Annotated in this window: 5 protein-coding genes, 3 tRNA genes, 3 rRNA genes and 2 pseudogenes; 4 read left to right on the top strand and 9 right to left on the bottom strand. The window is 50.2% G+C overall.

Annotated elements, in window-relative coordinates; translation table 11 throughout:
* Nucleotides 1-39: 39 nt before the first annotated feature.
* A complete protein-coding gene (gene ilvC / locus KDD30_RS16270; RefSeq protein ID WP_211646752.1) occupies nucleotides 40-1,524 on the bottom strand; it encodes a ketol-acid reductoisomerase in 1,485 nt (494 codons plus the stop codon).
* A gap of 131 nt (nucleotides 1,525-1,655) precedes the next feature.
* Here ilvC and ilvY point away from each other — a divergent pair, with 131 nt between their 5' ends.
* From ilvY to KDD30_RS16255, 3 genes and pseudogenes are all read left to right on the top strand, one after another.
* The gene (gene ilvY, locus KDD30_RS16265; RefSeq protein WP_211646751.1) at nucleotides 1,656-2,528 is read left to right on the top strand and encodes an HTH-type transcriptional activator IlvY; all 873 of its coding nucleotides are present in this window, start codon (nucleotides 1,656-1,658) and stop codon (nucleotides 2,526-2,528) included.
* 9 nt (nucleotides 2,529-2,537) lie between these two features.
* Nucleotides 2,538-3,746: an NAD(P)-dependent oxidoreductase gene (locus KDD30_RS16260; RefSeq protein ID WP_211646750.1), complete on the top strand. Its 1,209-nt coding sequence runs from the start codon at nucleotides 2,538-2,540 to the stop codon at nucleotides 3,744-3,746.
* A gap of 223 nt (nucleotides 3,747-3,969) precedes the next feature.
* Nucleotides 3,970-4,211 (top strand): annotated as a pseudogene (locus tag KDD30_RS16255) (transposase); the annotation flags it as partial.
* Nucleotides 4,212-4,459: 248 nt separating this feature from the next.
* Here the strand turns inward: KDD30_RS16255 and KDD30_RS16250 are convergent.
* A complete protein-coding gene (locus KDD30_RS16250; protein ID WP_211646749.1) occupies nucleotides 4,460-5,164 on the bottom strand; it encodes an IS110 family transposase in 705 nt (234 codons plus the stop codon).
* Entirely contained in the window at nucleotides 5,148-5,351 is a 204-nt protein-coding gene (locus tag KDD30_RS16245) for a hypothetical protein (protein ID WP_211646748.1), read from the bottom strand. The genes KDD30_RS16250 and KDD30_RS16245 overlap by 17 nt, the downstream gene beginning before the upstream one ends.
* A 62-nt stretch (nucleotides 5,352-5,413) precedes the next feature.
* Here KDD30_RS16245 and KDD30_RS16240 point away from each other — a divergent pair.
* Nucleotides 5,414-6,319 (top strand): annotated as a pseudogene (locus KDD30_RS16240) (IS3 family transposase); the annotation flags it as partial.
* A gap of 184 nt (nucleotides 6,320-6,503) precedes the next feature.
* Here KDD30_RS16240 and KDD30_RS16235 read toward each other — a convergent pair.
* From KDD30_RS16235 to KDD30_RS16210, 6 genes are all read right to left on the bottom strand, one after another.
* Nucleotides 6,504-6,580: transfer RNA gene (locus KDD30_RS16235), tRNA-Asp, on the bottom strand.
* Nucleotides 6,581-6,621: 41 nt separating this feature from the next.
* A 5S ribosomal RNA gene (rrf, locus tag KDD30_RS16230) occupies nucleotides 6,622-6,737 on the bottom strand.
* A 244-nt stretch (nucleotides 6,738-6,981) separates the two neighbouring features.
* Nucleotides 6,982-9,866: ribosomal RNA gene (locus tag KDD30_RS16225) — 23S ribosomal RNA — on the bottom strand.
* A gap of 267 nt (nucleotides 9,867-10,133) precedes the next feature.
* Nucleotides 10,134-10,209 (bottom strand) — tRNA-Ala (locus KDD30_RS16220).
* Nucleotides 10,210-10,254: 45 nt separating this feature from the next.
* A tRNA-Ile gene (locus KDD30_RS16215) sits at nucleotides 10,255-10,331 on the bottom strand.
* Between the two features lie 70 nt (nucleotides 10,332-10,401).
* Nucleotides 10,402-11,953: ribosomal RNA gene (locus KDD30_RS16210) — 16S ribosomal RNA — on the bottom strand.
* Together the 16S, 23S and 5S rRNA genes with 3 tRNA genes alongside form the textbook arrangement of a ribosomal RNA operon.
* Nucleotides 11,954-12,022 lie beyond the last annotated feature (69 nt).

Here is a 12,022-nt window from a genome sequence, read left to right as displayed (position 1 = left end):
GCCGGGCTTTTCATAACCAGGAAGGAATAAAAATTTGTATCAGTCGCCGACAGCGATACGCTTCATGTCAGTCATGTAGCCACGCAATTCCTGACCAATCTGCTCAACCGGGTGGTTACGCAGTGCTTCATTGACATCAATCAGTTGCTGGTTATCCACCTGATTGCTGGACGCTGGCAAGCCTTTACCAATCACATCGGTGCCCACTTTCGGCATGAACTTCTCACGCAGCAAGGGTGTGGCCACATTGGCGAACAGATAGTTACCGTACTCAGCCGTATCCGAAATCACCACGTTCATCTCATACAGACGCTTACGGGCTACGGTATTGGCAATCAGCGGCAATTCATGCAGGGATTCATAGTATGCCGACTCTTCGATGATGCCGGACGCCGTCATCGCTTCGAAAGCCAGTTCAACCCCGGCACGAACCATCGCAATCATCAGGATGCCGTTGTCGAAGTATTCCTGCTCGCTGATTTTCGCATCGGACTGCGGATAGTTTTCAAAGGCGGTTTCTGCCGTTTCCGCACGCCAGCCCAGCAGGTTCGCGTCATCATTGGCCCAGTCCGCCATCATGTTGCCAGAAAACTCACCCGTGATAATGTCGTCCATATGCTTGTTGTAAAGCGGGCGCATCAGATCTTTCAATTCTTCAGACAGTTCAAATGCTTTAATTTTTGCCGGGTTCGACAGACGGTCCATCATATGTGTAATGCCACCGAACTTCAGTGCTTCTGTGATGGTTTCCCAGCCGAACTGCAGCAGTTTACCGGCATAGCCTGGTTCAACACCTTCCGCAACCATCTTTTCGTAACAGACGATGGAGCCAGCCTGCAGCATACCGCACAGAATGGTTTGCTCGCCCATCAGATCTGATTTCACTTCCGCAACAAAGGAGGACTCCAGTACACCAGCACGGTGGCCGCCGGTCGCAGCCGCCCAGGCTTTCGCAATTTCCAGGCCTTCGCCCTGCGGATCATTTTCCGGGTGAACAGCGATCAGGGTTGGCACACCAAAACCACGCTTGTATTCTTCACGGACTTCAGTCCCCGGACATTTCGGTGCAACCATGACAACGGTGATATCCGGACGGATCTGCATGCCTTCTTCCACAATATTGAAACCGTGGGAGTAACCCAGTGCAGCCCCTTGCTTCATCAGAGGCATGACTGTGGTCACAACATCCGTATGTTGCTTGTCTGGAGTCAGGTTGACCACCAGATCAGCCTGTGGGATCAGCTGTTCGTAGCTTCCCACTTCAAAACCATTGTCTTTTGCATTACGGAATGATGCACGCTGCTCATCAATCGCAGCCTGACGCAGTGCGTACGAGACATTCAGACCAGAATCACGCATGTTCAGGCCCTGATTCAGACCCTGAGCACCACAGCCAACAATCACGACCTTCTTCCCTTTCAGGTAATCGGCTTCGTTGGCGAACTCGCTGCGATCCATGAAACGGCAGCGGCCCAGTTGATCTAATTGCTGACGCAAATTTAAGGTATTGAAATAGTTAGCCATAACAAATTACTCCGTGAATTCTGATCCTTGGTCGGCACGTCATTGCCGAATAACCTGATAGTAGATCAGGCTTTATGTTGTCCAAAGTGATATATTCACAACATCACATTGCAAAAAGTGCAACGCGAACCATGAACATTAAATCACTCCAGTTGTTTCTTCATCTCTGTAATAGCAAGAACTTTAGCCAGACGGCCCTGAAAATGCATATCAGTCCATCGGCATTGAGTCGGCAAATCCAACGATTAGAACAAGAGGTTACCCAACCTCTGTTTGTACGGGATAACCGCAGTGTCGAGCTCACAACCGCAGGCCGAAAGCTTTTGCCTGTCGCCAGCCGTATCGTGGCAGAGTGGCAACAATTACAGCAAGAGCTATCTGAACAGGATCAGATGCTGAAGGGCAAGCTGACGCTGTTTTGCTCCGTCACCGCCAGCTACAGCCATCTGCCGCATGTACTCAATCAATTTAGGCAGCATTATCCCCAAGTCGAAATTCAACTGGTGACAGGCGATCCGGCGCAGGCCGTTGATAAAGTCCTGCAGGGTGAAGCCGACTTTGCCATCACGGCTTTACCGGATAATGTTTCCAGCAAACTGACTTTTATCCATTTGGGCGATGTCTCAATATCCGTCATCAGCCCTTTGATTGCCCCAGCTGGATTACAATCACTGCTGAGCCAAGAAATTCAATGGAATCAACTACCTTTTATCCTTCCCGAGCATGGAAAAGCCAGAGAAAACGCTGACAAGTGGATGAAATCACATAAAATTAAGCCTAACATTTATGCTCAGGTTGCTGGGCACGAAGCTATTGTTAGTATGGTGGCATTGGGATGTGGCATAGGGATTGCGCCAGATATTGTGATAGAGAACAGCCCAATGCGAGACCAAATACAAAAGCTGCCTACCGCAGCGGTTGAGCCCTTAACCCTGGGGCTATGTTGTAAACAAAGCCGGCAGCAGGAGCCGCTCTATCAAGCGTTGCTGGCATTATTCAAATAGCAGGTCCATATGACGTCGACGCATACTTTGACACATAGCTACTATTCGGCTTTTTATGCTGAAAAAGGCTTTCGGTTTCTTGAGCAGATTGCAAAGGAATATACGCTGCCAGAAAACCTCATCGTTTTCTCAGTCATGCATTGTTACGAAGGGTCACTACCTTACCTGAACGTGCTCTGTCAGTTGGCTAACCGCGTCGTATTCATCCCGAAACAAGCCACTTTCTGTAATAACAGCGCACTGCTCGGCACCATTGAATCCATTGAAAATTGCGAGATTGCCGATTCGGCATTTGACAAGATTGCCTTACGCGATCCCACCCGGTGCATTGAACTCATCCGAGAACACACACGTGAAGGGCAAGATTTTCTGATTCTGGATCATGGGGGATATTTTGCATCTGGTGCGGAAGCCGTTCTGGAAGCCTTTGGCCCGCAATGTGTCGGTATGACCGAACTGACTGCGAATGGGGTTGCGAAGTATCGAAACCGGCATTTGATGAAACCACTGGTCTCTGTAGCTCATCTGAGCATCAAAACGCCAGCAGATTTTGAAGCATCTGAATGCATTGTTCACTATACGGATCAGATCTTGCGGGAAGCTTTCGGGCTCAAACTGAATAACCTCGGATTTTTAACCGTAGGGGTCATTGGCAGCGGCAATCTCGGCCGAGGCGTTTGTAAGACGCTGCAGGGCAAAGGCATTCATGAACTCTACGTGCATGATCAGGATCCGAGACAACTTACCGCCATGCCCAGAAATGGTATACAAGTCTGCACCACCGAAACCATGCTTGAAAAGTGTAATCTGATTTTCTGCTGCACCGGAAATGGTGCATTACACACATCACATCTGCAAAACCGGCAGGGCAATCTTTTTATTGCGACGGTCACTTCTGCTGATGATGAGCTGAATCTGCCTGAACTCATTGAAAGTGGCACACTGACCTATATTGGCGGTAATTCCCTGGTCAAAGAATATAAAAATCAACTCGGTGCAAGTATCTACTTACTTGCAGGTGGCGAATCCGCCAATACCCCCTTTAAAACCGGTATGGGCGATCCAACTCTCTACTTGTTTGAAGCAGCACACCTTCTGGCTGGCCTGCAACTCGCCAGTAAAAACCACAGTTATGCATCAGGCATTCAGGCACTTTCTGTTCAGGACGAAATTTTTATCGCTGAACAGTGGCTGCGCTACTTCTACAACTATCGTTAAACTGCCTTTTCTTTCTCTCACTTGTACTCCAGAGATGCGCCAAGCCGGCTTGTTGGCGCTCTGCTGCTGACGTTCTCTTCGTCCCTCAGATGGCTATACAGTTTCACCTACACGAAGCCACGAGTCTGTTCTCCATCATTCAGAATCTCAATCCCCACCCTGAATAGCCACCAACTTGATAGACACCTTTTAGTTAGACAAAATGACTAGCAGAGAGGTGCTTATGAGTAGCAAGCTATACCCAAAAGAATTCAAAGTTGAAGCCGTCAAACAGGTTACTGAGAAAGGTCATAGCGTGGCTGATGTGCCAATCGTTTAGGGACTACCACGCATAGCCTTTATGCGTGGATTAAACGCTACGGCCCAGATTCCTCCCAATATCAAGCCAAGTCCGATGAAAGTACCGAAATTCGTCGACTCAAAAAGGAGCTGCAAAGAGTCACCGAAGAAAGGGACATATTAAAAAATGTATGGTCTGCTCCTGAATTGCAAGAGAAGTTCGATTTCAGAAGTCGTTTGCGTCAATGTATCCGGCCTATTCGCGAGCAATCTTTGTGCTCTGGCCTTGATGGGATCCGCACATCACCGTCCTAATAAAGCTTTCAGTCACAATAGACTGCTTTTTTAGCCAGGCTTCAGTGATGTGGGATGAACGCTTCTTTCATCAGTTTTCTTCCGCAAAACATAGGATAGCTATTGTTGTAGTGGATGCTTTATACCGTGCTCGGGTATGCCTGATATTCTCGACCAGAGGTTAATACCTTCCAGCAGATACGAATGAGTTTGTTTGCCAGCGCAATAAGAACCACATGGTGATGATGTGAGGCCTCCAGTCTGCCAATCCACTTCCCAAGGGAAGACTGCTCTCGATTCATGTGAATTTTCAATGCTTTTGCTCCTTGGACAACCAGCGTTCGTAAGTAGGTGTTACCTCGTTTACTGATGCTCCCGAGGTTAGACTTTCCTCCGGTCGAATATTGCTTCGGTACCAACCCCAACCAGGCTGACATATCCCTTGCTCGTTTGAACTGGTTTCCGCTGCCAACAGCCGCAATCAAAGCCGTTGATACGATTGGGCCGATGCCGGGTACTGTGCTTATCAACTTGCATTGTTCGGAGGCGATTGCCGCCTGTTTCAATAATTCACTCATCTCGTCTATCTGAACATCAAGGTACTGCCAGCGTTCTCGTAAACGAAAAACTAACGCACGCATGAAATCTGGCAATCCATTGTCAGCATCTTCCAAAATACTTGGAAGGGCTCGCTCAAATACCTTCCGTCCTACAGGTACTGTTATCCCGTATTCCAACAAAAGTGCGCGCATCTGATTAACAACAGCTGTTCGTTCCGTAATAAATCTCTGTCGGACTCGGTGTGTTGCCTGCAACGCAAGCTGTTCATCAGTTTTTAATGGCACACAGCGCATAGAGCCAGGCTACCAGCTTCGGCAATCGCAGCGGCGTATTGATGACAAACTTTTTCATTTGGCTTCGGGTTAGCTTTTGTCTGGAGAGAATGTGTCCCTGCTTATCCATCGCAATCATGTGAAAACATTTTTTGCCCAGGTCGATACCATAAATGTACACGTTTGAGTTGGTCATCATATATCTCCTTCATCAGCCCTACATTCAGCATAAGAAGTTCGGGGGAGCAGACCATCCCATTAAGCCGCGGTGTACTTCGCAAGCCAGTCCGACTGAAGTACGCCTTTATCAAAGCCAATCAGGCTGTTTGGCCTGTTCGACGTATGTGTAAAGTCCTTAGCATCCACCCAAGTGGTTATTATGCCTGGCTTAAGCAACCCGACAGCAGACAGGAGAAACGGCGTAAATGCCTTCTCGGACTCATCAAGCAGTTCTGGCTGGAATCTGGCGGCGTTTATGGCTATCGAAAAATATACAGTGATTTACGTGATGAAGGTGAATGTTGCGGTATCAACCAAGTTCACCGCTTGATGAAACGAGAAGGCTTACAGTCGCAAAGAGGATATCGAAAACCCAGGCTCAAAGTGGGCACAGAGAATGTCGTTGTTGCGAATAAGTTGGCTAGGGAGTTCAACCCGACTGCTCCAAATCAGTCTTGGGTGACCGATATCACGTATATAAAAATTCACGAAGGTTGGCTATACCTCGCAGTCGTCGTTGACCTGTTCTCTCGGAGAGTGATTGGTTGGTCGATGAAAAGCAGAATAACGAAAGAGCTGGTATTGGACGCGCTCTTGATGGCGATATGGCGACGCTCACCGTCAGAGAAGCTACTCGTGCATTCCGATCAAGGAAGCCAGTATACAAGTCATGACTGGGATAAGTTCTAAAAGCAGCACGGTCTGGAATCAAGCATGAGCCGTCGGGGCAACTGCCATGACAATGCGGTAGCTGAAAGTTTTTTCCAGTTACTGAAAAGAGAAAGAGTGAAGCGAAAGATCTATTCCACTCGGGAAGAAGCGCGGATGGATATCTTCGAATATGTCGAGATGTTCTACAACGTCAAACGCAGACACGGTTCCAATAATCAGTTGTCACCAGTAGCGTATGAAAAGCGGTATGAAGAAAGGTTAATTAGTGTCTACTGAGTCGGTGGCTATTCACTGAGACGCGCAGCGTACTGAAGTACGTGAGCATCACAAGACACGCCTTCGTTCAGTGCGTAGGCGGCTTTGTCAGCCTTGATTCTTCCTGCGCTACCAAGTGGGCAGCTCTTTTCAGCAATCCTGATATGAAAAAAGCCCCAGTCGAAAGACTGGGGCTTCTAAGAAGTGGCGGAGCGGACGGGACTCGAACCCGCGACCCCCGGCGTGACAGGCCGGTATTCTAACCAACTGAACTACCGCTCCACACGGTCGAAACCAGAGTGACTCTGATTTCTAAATAGGGTGCCTGGCGATGTCCTACTCTCACATGGGGAGACCCCACACTACCATCGGCGCTGCTGCGTTTCACGTCTGAGTTCGGCATGGGATCAGGTGGGTCCACAGCGCTATGGTCGCCAGGCAAAATTTGGTGAAAATCTTCCGCTTGTCCTAAAGCACGACCGCTGCGTTAAAGCCCTTTCTCACTCAGTTATGTACTCATGTACACGCCTTCGCTCGATTCAGCCTTTGCCTTGCTGCCGCACTTTATTCCTACGCTACCTACAGCGTGCGGAATCTTTTCCAATCATGGAAATCTGACTAGTGTTCTCAGCACATCATTCAAGTGCTTATGGAGTCCGTACTTCAAACCCTTTGGGTGTTGTATGGTTAAGCCTCACGGGCAATTAGTACAGGTTAGCTGAGCGCCTCACAACGCTTACACACCCTGCCTATCAACGTTCTAGTCTCGAACAGCCCTTCAGGAGACTTAAAGTCTCAGGGATGACTCATCTCAGGGCCAGCTTCCCGCTTAGATGCTTTCAGCGGTTATCTGTTCCGAACTTAGCTACCGGGCAATGCGTCTGGCGACACAACCCGAACACCAGCGGTTCGTTCACTCCGGTCCTCTCGTACTAGGAGCAACTCCCTTCAATCATCCAGCGCCCACGGCAGATAGGGACCGAACTGTCTCACGACGTTCTAAACCCAGCTCGCGTACCACTTTAAATGGCGAACAGCCATACCCTTGGGACCGACTTCAGCCCCAGGATGTGATGAGCCGACATCGAGGTGCCAAACACCGCCGTCGATATGAACTCTTGGGCGGTATCAGCCTGTTATCCCCGGAGTACCTTTTATCCGTTGAGCGATGGCCCTTCCATTCAGAACCACCGGATCACTATGACCTGCTTTCGCACCTGCTCGAACCGTCATTCTCGCAGTTAAGCGGGCTTATGCCATTGCACTAACCTCACGATGTCCGACCGTGATTAGCCCACCTTCGTGCTCCTCCGTTACGCTTTGGGAGGAGACCGCCCCAGTCAAACTACCCACCAGGCACTGTCCGCACCCCGGATAACGGGGCGACGTTAGAACATCAACACGACAAGGGTGGTATTTCAAGGACGGCTCCACAGATACTGGCGTACCTGCTTCGAAGCCTCCCACCTATCCTACACATGTAGGGTCAATGTTCAGTGCCAAGCTGTAGTAAAGGTTCACGGGGTCTTTCCGTCTAGCCGCGGGGACGCAGCATCTTCACTGCGATTTCAATTTCACTGAGTCTCGGGTGGAGACAGCGTGGCCATCATTACGCCATTCGTGCAGGTCGGAACTTACCCGACAAGGAATTTCGCTACCTTAGGACCGTTATAGTTACGGCCGCCGTTTACCGGGGCTTCGATCAAGAGCTTCTCCGAAGATAACCCCATCAATTAACCTTCCGGCACCGGGCAGGCGTCACACCGTATACGTCATCTTTCGATTTTGCACAGTGCTGTGTTTTTAATAAACAGTTGCAGCCACCTGGTATCTGCGACTGCCAGCAGCTCCAAGAGCAAGTCTCTTCACCGCCGGCAGCGTACCTTCTCCCGAAGTTACGGTACCATTTTGCCTAGTTCCTTCACCCGAGTTCTCTCAAGCGCCTTGGTATTCTCTACCCGACCACCTGTGTCGGTTTGGGGTACGATTCCTTACTATCTGAAGCTTAGAGGCTTTTCCCGGAAGCATGGCATCAATGACTTCACCACCGTAGTGGCTCGACATCGGGTCTCAGCCTTAAGATGGTCCGGATTTGCCTAAACCATCAGCCTACACCCTTGAACCGGGACAACCGTCGCCCGGCCCACCTAGCCTTCTCCGTCCCCCCATCGCAATAGTAAGCAGTACGGGAATATTAACCCGTTTCCCATCGACTACGCCTTTCGGCCTCGCCTTAGGGGTCGACTCACCCTGCCCCGATTAACGTTGGACAGGAACCCTTGGTCTTCCGGCGTGGAGGTTTTTCACCCCCATTGTCGTTACTCATGTCAGCATTCGCACTTCTGATACGTCCAGCATGCCTTACAGCACACCTTCAGCCGCTTACAGAACGCTCCCCTACCCAATACGATAAATCGCATTGCCGCAGCTTCGGTGTATCACTTAGCCCCGTTAAATCTTCCGCGCAGGCCGACTCGACCAGTGAGCTATTACGCTTTCTTTAAATGATGGCTGCTTCTAAGCCAACATCCTGGCTGTCTGAGCCTTCCCACATCGTTTCCCACTTAGTGATACTTTGGGACCTTAGCTGGCGGTCTGGGTTGTTTCCCTCTCCACGACGGACGTTAGCACCCGCCGTGTGTCTCCCGGATAGTACTTACTGGTATTCGGAGTTTGCAAAGGGTTGGTAAGTCGGGATGACCCCCTAGCCTTAACAGTGCTCTACCCCCAGTAGTATTCGTCCGAGGCGCTACCTAAATAGCTTTCGGGGAGAACCAGCTATCTCCAGGTTTGATTGGCCTTTCACCCCTAGCCACAAGTCATCCGCTAATTTTTCAACATTAGTCGGTTCGGTCCTCCAGTAAGTGTTACCTCACCTTCAACCTGCCCATGGCTAGATCACCTGGTTTCGGGTCTAATCCCAGCAACTGTACGCCCAGTTAAGACTCGGTTTCCCTACGGCTCCCCTAGATGGTTAACCTTGCTACTGAAATTAAGTCGCTGACCCATTATACAAAAGGTACGCAGTCACCCCGAAGGGCTCCTACTGCTTGTACGTACACGGTTTCAGGTTCTATTTCACTCCCCTCACAGGGGTTCTTTTCGCCTTTCCCTCACGGTACTGGTTCACTATCGGTCAGTCAGGAGTATTTAGCCTTGGAGGATGGTCCCCCCATCTTCAGACAAGATAACACGTGTCCCGTCCTACTCGTTTTCACGTTTAAGGTATCGTCGGTTACGGGGCTGTCACCCTGTATCGCGGCACTTTCCAGAGCCTTCACCTGACACAAAAAACGCTTAAGGGCTAATCCGGTTTCGCTCGCCGCTACTGCCGGAATCTCGGTTGATTTCTCTTCCTCGGGGTACTTAGATGTTTCAGTTCCCCCGGTTCGCCTCATCAGGCTATGTATTCACCTGATGATAACTGCTTATGCAGCTGGGTTTCCCCATTCGGAAATCGGTGACTCAAGTGGCTCTTACTGCCTCATCACCGCTTATCGCAAGTTAGTACGTCCTTCATCGCCTCTGACTGCCCAGGCATCCACCGTGTACGCTTAGTCACTTAACCATACAACCCCAAAGGGTCTGTATCGTAAACAACCAAGGTTTGATTTGTTTCGCCGGACTCACTTTGTGTTCACTTTTGAAAGTGAACACAAAAAATACAAGACACTTGAATGTGTATTGCTTGAGAACTCTGTTTCTTTCGAAACAGTTTGATTCAATCGTCATATCGATTGAATTACTAGTCAGCTTTCCAGATTGTTAAAGAGCATTGTGAATTATCAAGTGATAACCACTTTTTAAAGATTCTTAAGGAAAAACCTTGAAAGAGTGGTGGAGCTAAGCAGGATCGAACTGCTGACCTCCTGCGTGCAAGGCAGGCGCTCTCCCAGCTGAGCTATAGCCCCATCGAGTATTGCAAGAGTGTTCAACCACTGTGTTTGGGAAAACAGTGGTGGGTCTGAGTGGACTTGAACCACCGACCTCACCCTTATCAGGGGTGCGCTCTAACCACCTGAGCTACAGACCCTTCTCTTGCGCTCTTTACATTTTAACCAGGCAATCTGTGTGGACACTGCGTCAACAACGCAGTCTTTAGGTAAGGAGGTGATCCAGCCCCAGGTTCCCCTAGGGCTACCTTGTTACGACTTCACCCCAGTCATGAACCACACCGTGGTAAACGCCCTCCCGAAGGTTAAGCTATCTACTTCTGGTGCAGCCCACTCCCATGGTGTGACGGGCGGTGTGTACAAGGCCCGGGAACGTATTCACCGTGGCATTCTGATCCACGATTACTAGCGATTCCGACTTCATGGAGTCGAGTTGCAGACTCCAATCCGGACTACGACGTACTTTGTGGGATTCGCTCACTATCGCTAGTTGGCCGCCCTCTGTATACGCCATTGTAGCACGTGTGTAGCCCTACTCGTAAGGGCCATGATGACTTGACGTCGTCCCCACCTTCCTCCGGTTTATCACCGGCAGTCTCCCTGGAGTTCCCACCCGAAGTGCTGGCAAACAAGGATAAGGGTTGCGCTCGTTGCGGGACTTAACCCAACATTTCACAACACGAGCTGACGACAGCCATGCAGCACCTGTCTCAGAGTTCCCGAAGGCACCAAAGCATCTCTGCTAAGTTCTCTGGATGTCAAGAGTAGGTAAGGTTCTTCGCGTTGCATCGAATTAAACCACATGCTCCACCGCTTGTGCGGGCCCCCGTCAATTCATTTGAGTTTTAATCTTGCGACCGTACTCCCCAGGCGGTCTACTTAACGCGTTAGCTCCGAAAGCCAGTGTTCAAGACACCAACCTCCAAGTAGACATCGTTTACGGCGTGGACTACCAGGGTATCTAATCCTGTTTGCTCCCCACGCTTTCGCATCTGAGCGTCAGTCTTTGTCCAGGGGGCCGCCTTCGCCACCGGTATTCCTTCAGATCTCTACGCATTTCACCGCTACACCTGAAATTCTACCCCCCTCTACAAGACTCTAGCATGCCAGTTCCAAATGCGATTCCGAGGTTGAGCCCCGGGCTTTCACATCTGGCTTAACACGCCGCCTGCATGCGCTTTACGCCCAGTAATTCCGATTAACGCTCGCACCCTCCGTATTACCGCGGCTGCTGGCACGGAGTTAGCCGGTGCTTCTTCTGCAGCTAACGTCAAAGATGGTATCTATTAAACACCACCTCTTCCTCACTGCTGAAAGTGCTTTACAACCCGAAGGCCTTCTTCACACACGCGGCATGGCTGCATCAGGGTTTCCCCCATTGTGCAATATTCCCCACTGCTGCCTCCCGTAGGAGTCTGGACCGTGTCTCAGTTCCAGTGTGGCTGATCATCCTCTCAGACCAGCTAGGGATCGTCGCCTAGGTGAGCCGTTACCCCACCTACTAGCTAATCCCACCTGGGCCAATCTTAGCGCGCGAGGCCCGAAGGTCCCCCGCTTTGCTCCGTAGAGATTATGCGGTATTAGCCATCGTTTCCAATGGTTATCCCCCACACTAAGGCATGTTCCCAGGCATTACTCACCCGTCCGCCGCTCGCCGCCCATCAACGCACCCGAAGGATTGTTGATGTCGCTGCCGCTCGACTTGCATGTGTTAGGCCTGCCGCCAGCGTTCAATCTGAGCCATGATCAAACTCTTCAATTAGAATTTTGTTGCCTCTCCGAAGAGAAGCGGCTCAGTGATTACTGATGTTTCAACCGAAGTTGAAACGAA

Source organism: Photobacterium sp. GJ3 (genome assembly GCF_018199995.1).
Classification (GTDB): domain Bacteria; phylum Pseudomonadota; class Gammaproteobacteria; order Enterobacterales; family Vibrionaceae; genus Photobacterium.
The sequence above is the reverse complement of the archived record's forward strand: the minus strand, read 5'-3'. Positions and strand labels throughout refer to the sequence as shown.